At 67.9% G+C, this 17841-nt stretch carries 13 protein-coding genes and 1 tRNA gene; 8 read left to right on the forward strand and 6 right to left on the reverse strand.

Translation table 11 applies throughout. The features are described 5' to 3' along the window. Positions 1 to 79: 79 nt before the first annotated feature. Both H7F51_RS14770 and H7F51_RS14775 read right to left on the reverse strand, forming a co-directional pair. A complete protein-coding gene (locus tag H7F51_RS14770; RefSeq protein ID WP_185665084.1) occupies positions 80 to 694 on the reverse strand; it encodes an LON peptidase substrate-binding domain-containing protein in 615 nt (204 codons plus the stop codon). Then, on the reverse strand, positions 695 to 1594 hold the full coding sequence (locus H7F51_RS14775) for a tetratricopeptide repeat protein (RefSeq protein WP_185665170.1): 900 nt from the start codon (positions 1592 to 1594) through the stop codon (positions 695 to 697). It lies immediately after the preceding gene. 212 nt (positions 1595 to 1806) lie between these two features. On the opposite strand from H7F51_RS14775, the gene H7F51_RS14780 reads away from it, so the two are divergent. Further along, positions 1807 to 1881 (forward strand) — tRNA-Gly (locus H7F51_RS14780). 89 nt (positions 1882 to 1970) lie between these two features. On the opposite strand, the gene H7F51_RS14785 is transcribed toward H7F51_RS14780, so the two are convergent. The 4 genes from H7F51_RS14785 to H7F51_RS14800 are packed head-to-tail and all read right to left on the reverse strand — an operon-like array spanning position 1971 to position 6605. Next, positions 1971 to 2750 (reverse strand): DeoR/GlpR family DNA-binding transcription regulator, encoded by a 780-nt coding sequence (locus tag H7F51_RS14785; RefSeq protein WP_185665085.1) that lies wholly within the window; start codon positions 2748 to 2750, stop codon positions 1971 to 1973. A 23-nt stretch (positions 2751 to 2773) separates the two neighbouring features. Continuing rightward, positions 2774 to 4042 (reverse strand): MFS transporter, encoded by a 1269-nt coding sequence (locus H7F51_RS14790; RefSeq protein WP_246448536.1) that lies wholly within the window; start codon positions 4040 to 4042, stop codon positions 2774 to 2776. Between the two features lie 2 nt (positions 4043 to 4044). After that, positions 4045 to 5193 (reverse strand): FMN-dependent L-lactate dehydrogenase LldD, encoded by a 1149-nt coding sequence (gene lldD, locus H7F51_RS14795; protein WP_185665086.1) that lies wholly within the window; start codon positions 5191 to 5193, stop codon positions 4045 to 4047. Next, a complete protein-coding gene (locus tag H7F51_RS14800; RefSeq protein WP_246448546.1) occupies positions 5190 to 6605 on the reverse strand; it encodes an FGGY-family carbohydrate kinase in 1416 nt (471 codons plus the stop codon). The genes lldD and H7F51_RS14800 overlap by 4 nt, the downstream gene beginning before the upstream one ends. Before the next feature lie 122 nt (positions 6606 to 6727). On the opposite strand from H7F51_RS14800, the gene H7F51_RS14805 reads away from it, so the two are divergent. The 7 genes from H7F51_RS14805 to H7F51_RS14835 all read left to right on the forward strand — a co-directional run bounded on the left by H7F51_RS14805 (position 6728) and on the right by H7F51_RS14835 (position 17841). Continuing rightward, positions 6728 to 8836, forward strand: a complete 2109-nt coding sequence (locus H7F51_RS14805) for a bifunctional rhamnulose-1-phosphate aldolase/short-chain dehydrogenase (RefSeq protein WP_185665087.1) — start codon at positions 6728 to 6730, stop codon at positions 8834 to 8836. An 18-nt stretch (positions 8837 to 8854) separates the two neighbouring features. Beyond that, positions 8855 to 9784 (forward strand): alpha/beta hydrolase, encoded by a 930-nt coding sequence (locus H7F51_RS14810; protein ID WP_185665088.1) that lies wholly within the window; start codon positions 8855 to 8857, stop codon positions 9782 to 9784. Further along, positions 9781 to 11070 carry an L-rhamnose catabolism isomerase gene (rhaI, locus tag H7F51_RS14815; RefSeq protein WP_185665089.1) on the forward strand — a complete coding sequence of 430 codons (1290 nt, stop codon included), beginning with the start codon at positions 9781 to 9783 and terminating at the stop codon, positions 11068 to 11070. Before H7F51_RS14810 ends, rhaI begins: the two co-directional genes overlap by 4 nt. 49 nt (positions 11071 to 11119) lie before the next feature. Continuing rightward, complete coding sequence (locus tag H7F51_RS14820) at positions 11120 to 12175, forward strand: alpha/beta hydrolase (RefSeq protein ID WP_185665090.1); 1056 nt, start codon at positions 11120 to 11122, stop codon at positions 12173 to 12175. Between the two features lie 28 nt (positions 12176 to 12203). Further along, positions 12204 to 15605, forward strand: a complete 3402-nt coding sequence (locus H7F51_RS14825; RefSeq protein WP_185665091.1) for a glycosyl hydrolase — start codon at positions 12204 to 12206, stop codon at positions 15603 to 15605. Positions 15606 to 15624: 19 nt separating this feature from the next. Beyond that, the gene (locus tag H7F51_RS14830) at positions 15625 to 16533 is read left to right on the forward strand and encodes a LysR family transcriptional regulator (RefSeq protein ID WP_185665092.1); all 909 of its coding nucleotides are present in this window, start codon (positions 15625 to 15627) and stop codon (positions 16531 to 16533) included. 78 nt (positions 16534 to 16611) lie between these two features. Further along, a complete protein-coding gene (locus H7F51_RS14835; RefSeq protein WP_185665093.1) occupies positions 16612 to 17841 on the forward strand; it encodes an amidohydrolase family protein in 1230 nt (409 codons plus the stop codon).

A 17841-nucleotide genomic window follows, 5' to 3' on the forward strand; every position in this document is an offset into this window, starting at 1 on the left:
GGCTGTGCACAAGGATTCGGTCGCAACGGCCCTGGATTGCCGCGCGGCCTGTGGCCGCTCGCAATGACGAAGCGTTGGTCTACTGCAGGGTCGTGTGGTCCTCGTCGCCATCGCGGCGCGAAAAGAACTGGAGCAATTGCACCAGGAGGTCGCAGCGTTCGCGCAGCGAATCCGCCTCCAGCAAGGCCTGCTTGGAGGCTGGGTCGAACGGCACGATCTGCGCGGCGGCATTGATCACGGTCTGGTCGTCGAGCCGGGTCAGCGATTCCCAGTCGACCTGATAGCCCTGCGCATCAGCAAAGCGGCGCGCCTCGCGCTCGAACAGCGCGCGTTCGACCGGGGCCAGGAATTCGTCAGCCGGATCAACGATCAGCTCGGCCTCGACCTGGCGGAACGGGGTGGAGACATCCAGCTCGCGCAGGGTGCGGAACCGGCTTTCGCCCTCCAGCACAATGTTGAAGCGTCCGTCGGGCAGGGCCTCGACCTCGTCGATCTTGCCGAGGCAGCCGACGGCAAAGAGCGGCGCCCCTTCGTCCGCACGCTGCGGCTGGATCATGCCGATCCGCCGGTCACGCGCCAGTGCATCGGTGATCATCGCCCGGTAGCGCGGCTCGAAGATGTGCAGCGGCAGGTGCAGCCCCGGATAGAGCATGGCCCCCGACAGCGGGAAGATCGAGATGCGCGTGCCGCTCATTCAGCCGAACAATATGGTCGAGAGCTTGCGCCGGGTCGCGGCCACCCACGGGTCTTCCAGCCCGATCGCCTCGAAGATCTGGAGCAGCTTGGCCTTGGCCGCGCCTTCGTTCCACGCCCGGTCGAGCGCGATCATGCGCAGCAGGGTCTCTGCCGCGCTGTCGCGTTCGCCGGCGGCAAAGGCCGCCTCGGCAAAGGCGAGCTGGGCCTCCATGTCGGCCGGGCGCTCGGCCGCGGCGGCGCGCAGCGCGGCAAGGGCCGAATCGTCCGGCCGGTCGCGCAGCAATTCGAGCTGGGTCTTGGCCTGGGCGATCGCCGGGTCGGCGGAAAGCTCGGCGGGAAGGGCGGCGATGACCGCCTCGGCCTCGGCCAGCTCGTCCGCCGCGATCAAGGCGCGAATCAGCCCGGCATGGGCCGGCGCGCTGTCGGGCGCCATTTCCGCGATCTGGGAAAAGATCGAGACTGCGCGCGGGGCATCGCCCACGTCCAGAGCCTCGTCGCCCATGGCGAGCAGCGGGGCCAGGTCGGGCGCGGCCGCATCGCCGGCCTGGATCGGCAGCTTGCCCAGCAGTTGGTCAAGCGTCTGTCGCAATTGTCCCTCGGTCCGGGCACTGGTCAGGTCGGCCACCGGCTGGCCCTGGAACAGGGCATAGACCGTGGGGATCGACTGGACGCGGAACTGGGCGGCGATGAAGGCGTCCTCGTCGACGTTGACCTTGGCGAGGATCACGCCGCGCTCCGCATAGTCGGCGCAGACCTTTTCCAGCACCGGTGCAAGGTTCTTGCACGGGCCGCACCATTCGGCCCAGAAATCGAGCACGACCAGCGAGGTCATCGAAGGTTCGACCACGGTCTTGCGGAACCGGTCGACTGCCTTCTGCTCGTCGAGGCTGAGGCCCATGCTTGCCACGCGCAAATTCTCCCTGCTCATTCCTGCCCGCCGGGGTGAAGCCGGGCGGCGGGCCCAATGTGGGGTTTCGCTGCGATTTGTGAAGCAAAAAAGGCCGCTGTCATTTTTCCTGACTTTTCCCCTTGCGGCCTTGGGAGACCGTTGCTAATGGCGCGCCTCCACCCCGGCGGAGGCCTTGAAAAAGGCGCCGCCGCGATGCCAGAGCGGGCGTAGCTCAGGGGTAGAGCACAACCTTGCCAAGGTTGGGGTCGAGGGTTCGAATCCCTTCGCCCGCTCCAGTTTCCCTTGCGGAAACAAGGAAAAAGGGCCGCGCGAAAGCGCGGCCTTTTTCGTTTTGCCCATCCTGAAAATTCGGCGGCTTGCCGGCTCAGCTGGCGATCATCACCCGTACCCCGGCCGCGAGCAGCACCTCTTCCATCTGCGGGGGGAGGGCGTCGGTGATCACCGTGTCGACTTCATCCAGCCCGCAGACGATGGTGCCCGACTGGGTGCGGAACTTGGTCGAATCGACCAGCAGGATCACTTCCTCGGCCCGGTCGATCAGGCGCCGCTCGGCCGCGACCAGCACCACGTCGGCCTGCATCACCCCCTGCGGACCGATCGCGGCGGCGCCCATGAACAGCTTGGGGGCATGGAAGCGCGGCATCGATTCCTCGCCGGCGGCGGCAAGTATGATGTTCTGCTCGCGAAAGACCGTGCCCGATGGGACGAGGATGCGCGTGCCCGCCTGCGGCAGCAGGGCGGTGACGATGTGCAGCGAATTGGTCAGGACCTGGCAGTCCAGCCCTTCGAGATGGGGGCACATCTGCAGGGTGGTGGTACCGCCGTCGATCATCACCCCCTCGCCCGGCTGGACCAGCGCGGCGGCGGTGCGGCCGATCGTCAGCTTGGCGGCGAGGTTCTGGGTGATCGCCTGATCGAACGGGGTGCCGGCCAGTTGCAACGGACCGGGCCGTGCGCCTTCGCCCTCGGGCAGCTTGGCCCCGCCGTGGACCCGGACGATCTGCCCGGTCTCCTCCAGCCGCGACAGGTCGCGCCGGATCGTGGCGGGCGAGGCATCGAGCATGCCCTCCAGATCGCGATAGCTGACGAAGCCGTTCGGCCGCATGGCCTCGACAATCAGCCTTTCGCGCTCGGCAGCATGCATCAATCCAGTCCCCGGGTCAGCCTTCAGGCTCCTTGCCGTTCGGCATCGAGTTGTTCAAGCGATTTGCCTTCGTTACGCGGCGCCCAGATGAAGCCGACCACCCCGCTGACGACGAGGAACCCAGTGAGGATCCAGGCCAGCTCGGTGAAATTGCTGGAGGCGAGCGAAGGTACGGCGAGGCTCCAGATCCCCAGGCCAATGCGCACGAGGGCAAAGGCCAGGCCCTGCGCGGTCGAGCGGATCGCGGTCGGGAACAGTTCCGCGCTCCACAGCTGGAAGAAGCTCTGCGCGCCGAAACCGCCGGCAATGCCCATGATCACGATGTGGACGATGACCACTTCCAGCGTGAAGCCGAAGACGGCCAGCAGCGCCATGCCGACCACGTGCATCACGGCCGAGATCGCAAACAGGGTGCGCTGGTTGACCTTGTCGGCCAGCTTCATGAAGACGAAGAAGATCGAGATCATGCCGATGAAGAAGTAGCTCGCCGGCACGACGGTCTCGGCCCATTCGGGCAGGTTGTTCTGCTTGATCAGATAAGGCGTGAAGAAGCCGTTGTAGCCCGCCCACAGGTTCCACATCCCGTACATGACGACGAGATAAAGGATCGGTGCGAGATGCTGGGGCTTCAGGACGTCGGACCAGCCGGGAAGCTTCTTGCCTTCCCCGGCGGCGGCGACGGATTCCTCCCACCGCTCGCTCTCTTTCATCCGGCTGCGCAGGAAAGTGAGGGCGAGCGCGAGGACGGCGAGGTGGATGAACAACCAGCGCACGCCGTCGATCCCGAAGGGCTTGAGGAAATAGCCCGCGACCAGCACAGCCACGGGCCCCAGATACCACAGGATCTGGGCGACGCCGGAATGGGCGCCGCGCGCATCGTCGGGCGCCTGTTCGGCGATCAGCGACCAGCTGGCCGGAATGTCGGCGCCGACCGCGAGGCCGACCAGCAGGAAGCCGGTGATGATCATCCACGGCGCCGCCGCGAAGATCAGGAACAGCATGCCGAAGGCGTAGAACAGCATGTCGAACTGGTAGATCTTCTTGCGCCCGAAGATGTCGCACAGCCGCCCGCCGATCAGGGCGCCGACGCCTGCGGAAATGGCATTGGCGGAAAAGGCGCCGATCAGGCCGATGAAGGTGTCGGTCAGGCCGTATTGCTCCTTCCACAGCGCCAGGGCGACCGAGCCGGACACGATCGACCCCGCGTCGATATAGTTGGCAAGGCCGGCGAGCACGGTGTTGCGCCAGTGTTCCTTGGTGCTCATCGTGTCGCTGTGGACGGATTGGGTCATGTTCAGGCTCTCCCGGCCAGGATGGTCTTGTCGATATCGGCAATGGTGCGGCAGCCGGTCAGGGTCATGGCGACCCGCATCTCGGCCTCGATCAGGCGCAGCACCTGCTCCACCCCGGCCTGTCCGCCCGCGGCGAGGGCATAGACCCAGGCCCGCCCGAGCAGCACGCCCTTGGCGCCGAGCGCGAGCATCCGCACCACGTCGAGCCCCGAGCGCACGCCGCCGTCGGCCAGCACGGTGAGCTTGTCGCCAACTGCGTCGGCGATCGCCGGCAGGGCGCGGGCCGAGGACAGCACCCCGTCGAGCTGGCGGCCGCCGTGATTGGAAACGATGATCCCGTCCGCCCCCAGCGCGGCGGCTTCGCGCGCGTCCTCGGGATCGAGCAGGCCCTTGATGATCAGCGGGCCCTTCCAGCGCTGACGGATATATTCAAGGTCGCGCCAGTTGATCGAGGGATCGAAGTTGGCCCGCATCCAGGCCATGAAATCCTCGATGCCGGTCTTGCCCTTGAGCACCGGGGCGATGTTGCCCAGCGTGTGCGGACGGCCCATCAGCCCGACGTCGAGCGCCCATTGCGGCCGCAGCATCGCCTGGCCGGCGCGCCACGCCGTGCCCTTCAGGCCGGAGACTCCGGCGAGGCCCGAATGATAGTCTCGGTAGCGGCTGCCGGGCACCGGCATGTCGACCGTGAACACGAGGGCCGAGCACTGCGCGGCCTCGGCCTGATCGAGCAGGTTCTCCATGAAGGCGCGGTCGCGGATCATGTAGAGCTGGAACCAGAACGGCTTGCTCGCGGCCTCGGCGACCTCGCCCAGCGGGCAGACGCCGACGGTCGACAAGGTGAAGGGAATGCCTGCCGCTTCGGCCGCGCGCACGGCCTGGCATTCGCCGCGCCGGGCATACATGCCCGACAGGCCGACCGGGGCGAGGGCGATGGGCAGGGCCTGCTTCTGGCCGAACAGCTCGGTCGTGAGGTCAAGGCTCGACATGTCGCGCAGCACCCGCTGGCGCAGGGCGATGTCCGCGAGGTCGGTGCTGTTGCGGCGCAGGGTCACCTCGCCGTAGGAGCCGCCGTCGATATAGTCGAACAGGAAACGCGGCAGGCGACGGCGGGCCGCCTCGCGAAAGTCGGCAACACAAGCGGTGATCATGCGGCAGCCCCAGCCTTGACGGCGTCCACCCGCTCGAGCCAGGCGCGGCGGTAGCTGGCGAGGTCGGCGCCCAGCGGTTCGGCGCGAACCAGTTCGCCATCGGGCCGGAGCGCCGGGTCGATCAGGCGCAGCGCCCCGAACGAGACGTCGTTATGAGCGTTCGCGGTGTAGACGGCAACGTCCGGCCGCAGCGCGGCCAGCGCCCGGACGAAGACCTCCGCCTCGGCGAAGCGGCCCTCGACCAGCACGCGCTGACTCGATCCGATCAAGCCGAGCGAGACGTCGGCCACCAAGGCGGCGTAGAGGCAGGCGGCGGCGCGGCGCTGAAACCAGTCGTCGGGCCGGTTCACCCAGTCGAACGCGCCGTGGGGGAATGGGCCGAAGCCGCTGGCCAGGGTGGGCAGGATCATCCGGCCCTCGCGCAGCACTTCGGGCACGGCGGCGAGCAGCAGCGGCTGGTCCGGCTTGATGTCGACCCGGCGGGTGTCGATCTCGATCAGGGTCTCGATCTCGCGCCCGCCCATGAACCGGGCCGAGGGCACCGGGCGGCCGAAGGCGTCGACATTGACCAGGCAATCACGCCCCTCGGGCAGGCTCGCCGTGTCGACCGGGCTGGCCGGGAGCCGCATGGCGATGAACCATGTGCCGGTGGACAGCACGGTCGCCTCATTGTCGGCGATCTCGGCAAAGCCGCGCGCGGCCATCAGGGCAGCGTTGGAATCGTGCAGGCCCGCCAGCACCTCGACCTTGGAGGAAAGCCCGGTGGCCTTGGCCATGGCCGGGCTGAGGGTGCCGACCACGTCGGCGGCGCGCAGCAGCGGGGCGAAACGGTCGGCCCAGCCCAGCCGACGCGCCATCGGGGAGAAGTCACTTGTCGCCGGGGACCAGAGGTCGGAATGGCAACCGAGGCTGGTGACTTCGCTCACCGCCCGGCCGGTCAGGAACCAGGCCCAGTATTGCGCCCAGGGCAGGAGCACGGCCTCCTGCATCGCCTGCGGGTAGAGCTGGTCCAGCCAGTAGAGCTGGCTGCCGATGTTCAGCCCCTCGGGCAGGGCGGGCGAGCCGGTCACGGCGAAGGGATCGCGCTCGGCGCGGTAGGCGGTCATCACCGCCGGGGGGACCGCCTGCTCGTAGTCGAGCGGGGGGAAGGCGACCTTGCCCTCGGCGAGCGCGACCACGCCCGCGCCGTGGCCGACCGGAACGATCCGCTCGACCGGATGGGCGGCATAACGGGCAAGGGTGCGCACCAGCCATCGGCCGATGCCCGCGTGATCGAGACGGCGCAGGCCGTCCACCGCGATCGGCTTGTTCGGCCGCACCTGACGATCGACCATGCGGCCCTCGCGGTCCCACAGGCTTACCTTGCTCAGCGTCTTGCCGAGATCGATGACGATGGTGGCGCCCGTATGCAAAGCGCTTCTCTCCCGTTCTTCTGCTGGAAATGATCACTATCAATCATTCTTGATCATTTCCAGCAGAAATGTTAGCAAGCATTCGCATCGGCGCAAAGCCGTCAGTTATCCACGGGGATGCCATGAACGCCCATTCGCAGATTTCCGCCGCCATTCCGTTTGCCGTGCCCGCCAGCCGCTGGGACGACTCGGTGGCCGCCACGCTCTCGCCGGCCGAGTTGCTGCTCTATCGCTCGAACCTGCTTGGCTCCGATCTCACCGTCACCAATTTCGGCGGCGGCAATACTTCGGCCAAGCTCAGCGAAACCGATCCGCTGAACGGCGCGGCAGTGGAAGTGCTGTGGGTCAAGGGCTCGGGCGGCGATATCGGCTCGATGAAGCTCGACGGCTTCGCCACGCTCTACCAGGACAAGCTGCTCGGGCTCGAGCAGCACTACGCCGGGCCGGACGACGACGACAAGATGGTCGGCTACCTGCCGCACTGTACCTTCAACCTCAACGGCCGCGCGGCAAGCATCGACACCCCGCTGCACTCGCTGCTGCCCTTCGCCCATGTCGACCACGTTCACCCCGATGCGATCATCGCGCTGGCCGCCTCGTCGGGCGGTGAAGCGGCGACGCAGGAGATCTGGGGCGGCAAGATCGGCTGGCTGCCGTGGAAGCGCCCGGGCTACACCCTCGGCGTCATGCTGCGCGACTATGTCGCGGCGAATCCGGGCGTGGAGGGCGTCATGCTCGCCGGGCACGGGATCATCTGCTGGGCGGACAGCGCCAAGGCCTGCTACGAGCACACCGTGCAACTGATCGCCGACGCCGCGAACTATCTGAATGCCAAGCTGGCGGACAAGCCGGCCTTCGGCGGCGCCGTGGTTGCCCCCAATCCGGACCGCGCCGCGATCGCGGCTGACCTGATGCCGCGCCTGCGCGGGTTCATGACCGGGGCACGGCGCAAGCTGGGTCACTATTCGGACGATGCCGAGGCGCTGGAATTTGCCGGCTCGGCCGATTTCGAGCGGCTCGCCGCGCTCGGCACCTCGTGCCCCGATCACTTCCTGCGCACCAAGATCGCGCCGCTCACGCTCGATCCGGCGCGCCTGCAGGACGATGCCTATCTCGCGGAAAAGATTGCCGATTACCGCGCGATGTATGCGGCCTATTACGAGCGCTGCAAGCGCGCCAACTCTCCCGCCATGCGCGATGCCAACCCGGTGGTTGTGCTGGTTCCGGGCGTCGGCCGGATGACCTTCGCCACCGACAAGACCACGGCGCGGCTCGCCGGGGAATTCTACGGCAATGCGATCAACGTGATGCGCGGAGCCGAGGCGATCGGCGACTATATCGCGCTCGACGAGCAGGAGGCCTTCGACATCGAGTACTGGCTGCTCGAGGAAGCCAAGTTGCAGCGCATGCCTGCACCCAAGCCGATGGTCGGGCGGATCGCGCTGGTGACCGGCGGGGCCGGCGGGATCGGCGCGGCAACGGCTGCGCGGCTGCTGCGCGAAGGGGCCTGCGTGATGCTGGCGGACCGCGATGCAAACGCGGTGCAAGAGGTCTGCAACGGCTTTGCAAGGCAGTTCGGCAAGGACGTGGTCCGCGCGGCGGTCTGCGACGTGACCGACGAGGCCCAGGTGGCCGCCGCCTTCGAATCCACCGCGCGTGAATTCGGCGGGCTCGACCTGCTCGTGGCCAATGCGGGCATCGCCTCCTCGGCGCCGATCGAGGAGACGACCCTCGCGCTGTGGAACAAGAACTACGACGTTCTCGCCCAGGGTTATTTCCTCACCGCCCGCGCGGCATGGCCGCTGCTCAAGCGGATGAAGGAGCAGGGCGGGACCTCGGTGGTCTTCATCGGCTCGAAGAATGCCGTGGCTGCTGCCGCCGGCGCTTCGGCCTATGCCTCGGCCAAGGCTGCGGCGAACCATCTGGCCCGCTGCCTCGCCCTTGAGGGGGCGCCCGAGGGCATCCGCGTCAACGTGGTGAACCCCGACGCGGTGATCCGGGGCAGCAAGATCTGGGACGGCGACTGGCGCAAGGAGCGCGCCGCCGCCAACAAGATCGACGCCGGCGACGAACTGGAAGCCCACTATCGCAACCGCTCGATGCTCAAGCGCGACGTGCTGCCAGAGGACATCGCCGAGGCGGCCTACTGGCTGGGCTCCGAGGCATCGGCCAAGTCGACCGGCAACATGATCAACGTCGATGCAGGCAACGTCCAGGCCTTCACCCGCTGATCACCGGGGGAGAGGATAATGAAAAAGATAATCACCCTGTTCTGCTCCGCCGCTCTTGCGGCGGGCGGGGCTGTGCAAGCGCAGAACAGGCCGCCGCCGATGGTGGCCGCGACGGCGCCCGCCGAACCTGGCGCGGTTCCGCTCTACGGCGCGCAGACGCCGGGCACGGCGGCGAGCGAGGACTGGGCGACCATGGGCCCGGAGCGCAGCTATTCCGTCCGTAACGTGACCCGGCCGACGATCACCCCGTTTCTTCCGGAAGCGTCGCGAGCGACCGGCGCCGCGGTGGTGGTCGCACCGGGCGGGGCCTTCATGGGGCTGGCGATCAGCCACGAGGGCTGGGCCGTCGCAAAGGCCCTGGCCGATCGCGGGATCGCCGCCTTCGTGCTCAAGTACCGGCTCTTGCCCACACCGCGGGATGCGGCCGAAGCCGACCGCTTTATCGGCCAGCAGATGGCTGGTGAAGTAGGTCATCCGATGACCGGCGACCTGCTCGGCAAAAGCATGGCACCGACCGATGGCAAGGCGGCCCTGGCCTATGTGCGCACCCATGCCGCGCAATATGGCGTCGATCCGGCGCGGGTCGGCATGATCGGCTTTTCGGCCGGGGCCATGACGACGCGGCGGGTCGGGCTTGATCCCGACGCTTCATCGCGCCCCGCCTTCCTTGGCTATATCTATGGCCCGCAGGACGGCGAGCCGGTGCCCGCCGACGCGCCACCGATGTTCGATGCCATCGCGCTCGACGACAGCCTGTTTCCGAGCAAGGGTTTCCCCATCGCACAGGCATATCTTGCCGCCCGGCGACCGGTGGAAGTGCACGGCTATCAGGCAGGTAACCACGGCTTCGGACTGGGCGTGCCGGGCACGACCACGACCCTGATGATCGATCAATTCACCGCGTGGCTCCGCATGCAGGGCTTCCTCACGCGAAAGGACAGCAAATGACCCTCCCTATCTCCGACGAACTGATCGCAGAATCCAACGCGCGTAATGCCGATGCGCTTGAGGAAGACTATGCCGCCCTTGGCCGCAAGCTGGCCCGCACCGGCATCGATATCGATGCGGTGAAGGACCGGGTGGCGGGCTTTTCCGTTGCCGTGCCTTCGTGGGGCGCGGGGCGCGGGGGCACGCGCTTCGCCAAGTTCCCGATCCCCGGCGAGCCGACCACGATCCACGAAAAGCTGGAAGACTGCGCGGTCATCAACCAGCTCTCGCGCCTGACGCCGCGCGTTTCGCCCCATTTCCCGTGGGACAAGGTGAGCGACTACAAGGCCCTGCGCGAGGAAGCCGCCGAACAGGGGTTGGGCTGGGACGCGGTCAATTCCAACACCTTCCAGGACCAGGTCGGGCAGGCCCACACCTATGCCAACGGTTCGCTTTCGGCGCAGGACGCGGCGACCCGCCAGCAGGCGGTGGACCACAACATCGAATGCATCGAGATCGGGCGCCAGCTCGGATCGACCGACCTGACGGTGTGGGTGGGTGACGGCACGAATTTCCCCGGCCAGCAGGACTTCACCCGCAGCCTTGACCGCTATCTCGAAGGGGCCGCCGCGATCTATGCCGCCCTGCCCGACGACTGGCGGATGCTGCTCGAACACAAGATGTTCGAGCCGGCGTTCTACTCGACCGTGATCAGCGACTGGGGCAGCTCGATCCTTGCCGCGCAGGAACTGGGCCCCAAGGCCAAGTGCCTCGTTGACCTTGGCCACCATGCGCCCAACGTCAACATCGAGCAGATCGTGGCGCGCCTCCACCGCTTCGGCAAGCTCGGCGGCTTCCACTTCAATGACAGCAAGTATGGCGACGACGATCTCGATTCGGGCTCGATCAACCCGCACCAGCTGTTCCTCGTGTTCAACGAACTGGCCGAGGCCGAGGCGAACCCGCGGGACGGGTTCAATCCGAGCTACATGATCGACCAGTCGCACAACGTGACCGATCCGATCGAGTCCATGCTCTCCAGCGCCGAGACGATCGCCCAGTGCTTCGCCAAGGCCAGCCTTGTCGACCGCAAGGCGCTTCACGCCGCGCAGGAAGAGAACGACACGATGATGGCTTTCCAGGCGCTGCGCCGGGCCTACAACGTCGACGTTGCTCCGATCCTGGCCAAGGCTCGGGTCGAGGCGGGCGGGGCCTATGACGTGCTGGCGGTTTACCGCGACAGCCAATACCGTGACCGCAAGGCGCAGGAGCGCAAGCCCGTGGGGCTCGGCGCGGGGATCGTTTGAACTACGAGCCGGCACAAGACCGGCGTGACTGACGGAACAGGGGGGGCGGATGACCACACGGCGATGGATGATGGCCGGATCGGTACTGTTTGGCGCGGGGACGCTGATGGGGCATCCGCTTGGGGCTTTGGCCCGGGCGGCGAGCGCGGCGGATGATCCGCTGCGCCATGTCCACCCGGAGCTGCGCGGCATTGCCGCCGAGATGTTGCGCACGGCGGTGCCGGCCTATTCGGCTGAGACGCTGCCTGCCCTGCGGCAGATGGGCAAGCAGTGGCGCCAGCCGCTGCGCCCGGACATTGCCGTGGAGCGCAAGGCGGCGCGCAGCCGGGCGGGCCAGGTGGACGTGCCGCTGTTCGTGGTGAATGCCCGGCCCGGCAAGCCGCGCGGGGCCATTCTTCATACCCACGGCGGCGGGTTCATCGCGGGGGCGGCGGAGGACGGCTTGCGCGCCTTGCAGGATTTTGCGGCCGAACTCGACTGCGTGATCGTGACGGTGGACTACCGGCTGGCCCCGGAAGTGCGGTGGACCGGTTCGATCGAGGACAATTACGCCGGGCTGGCCTGGCTTCACGCCAATGCCGAGGCGATCGGGGCCGATCCCGCGCGGATCGCGGTGATGGGGGAGAGCGCCGGCGGCGGCCATGCGGCGCTGCTGGCGATAACGGCGCGCGATCGCGGGGAAATCCCGTTGGCGTTCCAATGCCTGACCCAGCCGATGCTGGACGACCGGACCGGCAGCGCGCGCGCCGTGCCGGCCCATATCGGCAAGTTGCTCTGGACGGCGCAATCCAACCGTTTCGGCTGGAGCTCGTTTCTGGGAATGGCTCCTGGAACCTCGAAGGTTCCGGCGGCGGCCGTACCCGCACGCTGCGCCAACCTCAGGGGGTTGCCGCCCGCCTTTATCGGGGTCGGCGGGATCGATCTCTTCGTCGATGAGGACATCGACTACGCCCGGCGCCTGAACGATTCGGGCGTGGCGGCCGAGCTTCTCGTTATCCCCGGCGCGTTCCATGGCTTCGACATGATCGGCGCCGCCACGACGCCCGCCAAGGCCTTTGCCGCCGCTCGGCTTGCCGCGCTTCGTGCCGCACTCACCGCCGCATAATCCACATTCAACGATGGGCCTGACCTTCATGCGCACTCGCACCCGCCTCGCGTTCAATCTTCTGGCCACTGCGGCACTGATGCCCGCCGCAGTGCTGCTTCCCGCCGCCGCCTTGGCACAGGAGGCGGCCGCCGGCGCGCAGCCCTCGCTGGAAGAGCAGTTCAACGATCCGCCCGCCGCCGCGCGTCCGCGCGTGTGGTGGCACTGGATGAACGGCAACATCACCAAGGACGGGATCGCCAAGGACCTAGCCTGGATGAAGCGCGTCGGGATCGGGGGCTTGCAGAACTTCGATGCCGGGCTTGCCACGCCGCAGGTGGTGGACAAGCGGCTGGTTTACATGACCCCGGAGTGGAAGGACGCCTTCCGCTTCGCCGCGGGCGAGGCGGACCGGCTCGGGCTGGAGCTGGCGATCGCCGCATCGCCCGGCTGGTCGGAAACCGGCGGGCCCTGGGTCAAGGCCGAGGACGGCCTGAAGAAGGTGGTGTGGAGCGAGGTGCTGGTCAGCGGCGGCAAGCGCTTTGCCGGCAAGCTGCCCGCGCCGCCGCATGCCACCGGATCGTTCCTCGACTTCCACGAGGCGGACGCGCTGACCGCGATCACCGGCGAGCACAATTTCGTCGCTCCGGAGCTTTATTCCGACATTGCCGTGCTGGCCGTGCCGGTGACGCCCGCGGCCGAAACCCTGCCCAGGCTGACCGGGCCGGACGGCAAGGCGGTCGATCCCGCGCCGCTGTTTGATGCCAGCCTGATGACCGGCGTGACCGTGCCGCGCGGGCCGGCAGAGGCGCCGACCGCCCTGCTCGCGACCTATGCCGCGCCGCAGACGCTGCGTTCGGCCAGCCTGTTCATCCCCGGCGCCAAGGGCATGTTCTCCGGCCCGACGGTGGAGCCGGTGCTGGAAGCGAGTGACGACGGGCAGGTGTGGCGCAAGGTCGCGAGCTTTGCGGTGACCTTTGCCCCTTCGACCGTCAGCTTCGCCCCGGTGACGGCGCGCTATTTCCGGCTGGTGCTCCATCCCCTGCCGTTCAAGGGTTCCAATATCGGCGATCCGCCGGCCGGGGCCGAGGTGGCGGGGGGCTTTGTTGCCGCCATGGCTGCATCGGCCAAGGCGCCGTTCGACATTCGCCGCTTCGCGCTGTCCTCCTCGGCGCAGGTCGACCAGTTCGAGAGCAAGGCGGGCTTCGCCATCGAGCGGGACTATGACGCGCTGGGCGCCCCCGATGCGCGGACGCGCGGCGCCTATCCGGCGCAGGTGATCGACCTGACCGGGCGGATGCAGGCCGATGGTTCGTTCGACTGGATCCCGCCGGCCGGGACCTGGCGGGTGATCCGGCTCGGGTCCAGCCTGCTCGGCACGACCAACCATCCCGCCCCGCCCGAGGCGACCGGGCTGGAGGTGGACAAGTTCGACGGCGCGGCGGTGCGGCGCTATCTTGAGCATTACATCGGCATGTACCGCGATGCGGCCGGGGCGGACCTTGTCGGCAGCCGCGGGGTGCGGGCGATCCTGACCGATTCGATCGAGGTGGGCGCGGCCAACTGGACGCCGAGGATGATCGACCAGTTCAAGCGGCTGCGCGGCTATGACCCGCTGCCGTGGCTGCCGACCCTGACCGGGCAGCTCGTCGGCACGAGGGGCGAGGCCGACCGCTTCCTGCGCGACTGGCGTCAGACCCTCGCCGATCTCATGGCCTCGGAGCATTACGGCACGGTTGCCAAGGTGGCGCATGAGAACGGGCTCAAGGTCTATGGCGAGGCGCTGGAGGACAACCGGCCTTCGCTGGGCGACGATATCGCCATGCGCAGCCATGCCGATGTGCCGATGGCGGCGCTGTGGACCTTTGGCCGCGCGGCCGGGCCCAACCCTTCCTACCTTGCCGACATGAAGGGCGCGGCCTCGACCGCGCACCTCTACGGCCAGAACCTCGTTGCCGCCGAATCGATGACCGCCGCGCTCTCCCCCTGGGCCTTTGCGCCGAGCGGGCTGCGCCGGATCATCGATCTGGAATTCGCCAGCGGGGTCAACCGTCCGGTGATCCACACCTCGGTCCACCAGCCGGTCGACGACAAGGTGCCGGGCCTGTCGCTTTCGATCTTCGGGCAGTATTTCAACCGGCACGAGGCCTGGGCGGGGCTTGCCCGGCCGTGGGTGGACTATATCGCGCGGACCTCGCTGCTGCTGCAATCGGGCCGCAACGTGGCGGACCTTGCCTATTTCTACGGCGAGGAAGGGCCGCTAACCGCGCTTTACGGACAGAAGCCGGTGGCCGACGCGCCCAAGGTCCATGCCTATGACTTCATCAACCGCGATGCGCTGATGGATGCGGTCAAGGTGGAGAACGGGGAGATCGTCAGCACCGGCGGGGCGCGCTACCGGGCGCTCTATCTTGGCGGGTCGTCGAAGCGGATGACCGTGGCGACACTGAAGCGGATCGCGGCTCTGGCCGAGGCCGGGGCCACGATCATCGGCATGGCGCCGGAAGATTCGCCCGCGCTGAACGACAATCCGGCCGAATTCGCCGCGCTGGTCGCCAAATTGTGGGGCGCGGGGCCGATGAACCGGATCGGCGCGGGACAGGTGATCGCCTCGCGCGATGCCGACAATGCCCTGACCGGGGCGGGGGTGGCTTCCGACTTCCGGATGGAGGGCGGCGCGGCCGATGCGGAGGTGATGTTCGTTCACCGCACCGCGCCGGGGGGCGACCTGTGGTTCCTGAACAATCGCAAGGCGCGCGAGGAACGCTTTGCCGCGCGCTTCCGCATGACCGGCAAGGTGCCCGAACTGTGGCATGCCGACGATGGGCGGATCGAGCCGGTCTCCTACCGGATCGAGAACGGCGAGACGGTGGTGCCGCTGACCATGGCGGCGGAGGATTCGGTTTTCGTCGTGTTCCGCAAGGCGGCGACGGCCACTTCGGCGGAGGTCAGGCCGGCGACGCTGACGCCGCTCGCCACGCTGGACGGGCCGTGGACGGTGTCGTTCCAGCCGGGGCGGGGGGCGCCTGCCTCGATCACCCTGCCGGCGCTGGCCTCATTGAGCGAGAATGTCGAGCCGGGGGTGAAGTACTTCTCGGGCGAAGCGACCTATCGCCGCTCGTTCACCCTGCCCAAGGGCGCGAGGCCCGGCGCGGCCCTGTGGCTCGACCTTGGCAAGGTGGCCGAGATCGCGCGGGTGACGGTCAACGGCCGCGAGGTTGGCTATGCCTGGCACGAGCCCTACCGCGTCGATGTCGGCCCGGCCCTGAAGAAGGGGGCGAACACGATCGAGGTCACGGTCGCCAACCTGTGGATCAACCGGCTGATCGGCGATGCCCAGCCGGGGGCCAGCAAGGTGACCTGGACCGCCATGCCGACCTATCGCGCCGATGCGCCGCTGCGCCCCTCGGGCTTGATCGGGCCGGTCACCTTGGTGCAGGAGCAGCGTTGAACCAGAGGAAAGGCTGCCGATGATCGATCCGCGCGCGCTCATCACTTTCCAGCGGGTGTGCGAGGCCGGCTCGATCAGCGGGGCGGCGCGCAGTCTCAACATTTCGCAGCCGTCGGTTTCCAACGCGATCTCCGCCCTGGAGGCGCGGCTGGGGGCGCGGTTGTTCGAGCGCTCGCGCAGCGGGATCGCGCTGACCCCGGGCGGCGAGGCCTTGCTGCTGCGGGCGCGGATGATCACCAACCTGCTGCGCGATGCGGAGACCGAGGTGAGCAATGCCGCGCGCGGCGTGCTGGGGCCGCTGCGGATCGGCGGGACGCCCGGCGCGCTGGTAAGCCTGCTGCCGCAGGCGATCCGCGCGCTGGACGAGGCCGGGCTGCGCTATGAGCTGAACGTGGTCGAACGGCCGGACGCAATGCTCGGCCAGATGCTGCGCGACGGGGAGATCGAGCTGGCCTTCGTCACCACCGAGATCGAGGAGCCCGACGCGGACATGATCGAGGCGACCTTCTCGCGCGATCCCTTCACGCTGATCGTCGGCCGGGCGCACGACCGCTTGCCAAGTAGCCTTGCCCTGCGCGATGCGGCGGGGCTCCAATGGGTCCTGCCCGAGGCGCACGGGGCGTTCCGGCGGCAGGTCGATGCCCTTTTCATTTCCGGCGGCCTTTCCGCCCCGCGCGACGTGATCCGCTGCGATTCCCTGCTGACCACCAAGACCATCGTGCGCAGCGGCCCGCGCGTGACGATCCTGCCCCGGCAGGTCGCCTCGGCCGAACTGTCGATCGGGGTGCTGCGCGCGATCACGCTGCCCGAGACGATTTCCCGCTCGATCGGCATCCGCCGTCACCGCGACAGCGTGCTCTCCCCGATGGCGCGGCGGCTGGTCGAGCAACTGGGGTTCAGCCATAACTCCGTGGCTATGGATACATAGAGAACCAATATTTTACATTGAGGGTCAGCCGCGCGAAAACGCTGTTCAACAAGCAAGCGTAACACCGGGAGAGACCTGATGCGGACCCTGATCCGTAACGCCCGCATTTTCGATGGTTCCGGCGCGGCCCCGCAGGTGGGCTCGGTGCTGGTCGAAGGCAACCGGATTGCCCGCCTGGCCTATGGCGACGACGCCCTGGCCGGGGAAGCCGCCGACACGGTCATCGACGCCGCCGGGCGCACGCTGATGCCCGGCATGGTCGAAGCCCATGCTCACCTGACCTGGGCCTCGTCGGTCGAGAAGATCTACCACCAGTTCATCCTCCCGCCCGAGGAACTCAAGGTCGCGGCCTGGCGCAATGCGCGGGTCCTGCTCGATCATGGCTTCACCAGTGCCTATTCGGCCGGCGCGCTCAGTGACGGGATCGAGCCTGACCTTGCCCGCGCCATCGCGGCGGGTGAAACGCCCGGCCCGCGCCTGATCCCCTCGACCATCGAGCGCAGCCCCGAAGGCGGCGAGGGCGTGGAGACCGGCGACGTGTTCAACGGGCGCGGCCCGGCGGCGATGCGCGCCTTCATGGAATACTGCAAGGCGCAGGGCATCGAGACGGTCAAGCTGGTCGTCTCGGGCGAGGATGCGCTCAAGCCCGGTACCGCGCAGAACGTGCTCTACACCGAAGAGGAAATGGCCGAGGCCGGCCGTGCCGCGCGCGACAACGGGCTGTGGATCGCTTGCCATGCCTATTACCCCAAGGCGATCGAACTGGCGCTGAGCGCGGGCGCGCGGATCATCTATCACGCCTCCTACGCCGATAGCGTGGCGGCCGACGCGATGATCGCGGCCAAGGACACCACCTTTTACGCCCCTTCCCCCGGTGTGTCGGTGGCGGCGCTCGAAGCGAGCCCGCCGCCGCACATCGACATGAGCGCGATGAAGGCGAGCGCGGCCGAGCGGATGGAGCTGGAAAGCAAGCTTGTGCCCGCGCTCAAGGCGCGCGGCATGCGGATCCTGATCGGCGGGGACTATGGCTTTCCGTTCAATCCCAACGGGCGCAACGCCCGCGACCTCCAGATCTTCGTCGAGCACTTCGGGTACGCGCCCGCAGAGGCACTGACGGCTGCGACGAAGCTGGGCGGGGAACTGATGGGCATCGACGTCGGGCAGGTCAAGGAAGGCTGGCTGGCCGACCTGCTGCTGGTGGACGGCGATCCGACGCAGGACGTGGCCATCCTGCAGGACAAGGACCGCCTGCACATGATCATGAAGGATGGCGCGCTGCACAAGGCGCCCGCTGAAGTTGCGGCCTGA

Origin of the sequence: Novosphingobium flavum (assembly GCF_014230315.1) — a bacterium.
GTDB lineage: Bacteria > Pseudomonadota > Alphaproteobacteria > Sphingomonadales > Sphingomonadaceae > Novosphingobium > Novosphingobium flavum.

Excerpts from the sequence above, each read along its gene's own strand:
- H7F51_RS14805 (WP_185665087.1), top strand. The coding sequence starts at position 6,728 with ATGAACGCCCATTCGCAGATTTCCGCCGCCATTCCGTTTGCCGTGCCC.
- H7F51_RS14775 (WP_185665170.1), bottom strand. The coding sequence starts at position 1,594 with ATGGGCCTCAGCCTCGACGAGCAGAAGGCAGTCGACCGGTTCCGCAAG.
- H7F51_RS14830 (WP_185665092.1), top strand. The coding sequence starts at position 15,625 with ATGATCGATCCGCGCGCGCTCATCACTTTCCAGCGGGTGTGCGAGGCC.
- H7F51_RS14820 (WP_185665090.1), top strand. The coding sequence starts at position 11,120 with ATGACCACACGGCGATGGATGATGGCCGGATCGGTACTGTTTGGCGCG.
- H7F51_RS14790 (WP_246448536.1), bottom strand. The coding sequence starts at position 4,042 with ATGACCCAATCCGTCCACAGCGACACGATGAGCACCAAGGAACACTGG.
- rhaI (WP_185665089.1), top strand. The coding sequence starts at position 9,781 with ATGACCCTCCCTATCTCCGACGAACTGATCGCAGAATCCAACGCGCGT.
- H7F51_RS14810 (WP_185665088.1), top strand. The coding sequence starts at position 8,855 with ATGAAAAAGATAATCACCCTGTTCTGCTCCGCCGCTCTTGCGGCGGGC.
- lldD (WP_185665086.1), bottom strand. The coding sequence starts at position 5,193 with ATGATCACCGCTTGTGTTGCCGACTTTCGCGAGGCGGCCCGCCGTCGC.
- H7F51_RS14835 (WP_185665093.1), top strand. The coding sequence starts at position 16,612 with ATGCGGACCCTGATCCGTAACGCCCGCATTTTCGATGGTTCCGGCGCG.
- H7F51_RS14785 (WP_185665085.1), bottom strand. The coding sequence starts at position 2,750 with ATGCATGCTGCCGAGCGCGAAAGGCTGATTGTCGAGGCCATGCGGCCG.
- H7F51_RS14825 (WP_185665091.1), top strand. The coding sequence starts at position 12,204 with ATGCGCACTCGCACCCGCCTCGCGTTCAATCTTCTGGCCACTGCGGCA.
- H7F51_RS14770 (WP_185665084.1), bottom strand. The coding sequence starts at position 694 with ATGAGCGGCACGCGCATCTCGATCTTCCCGCTGTCGGGGGCCATGCTC.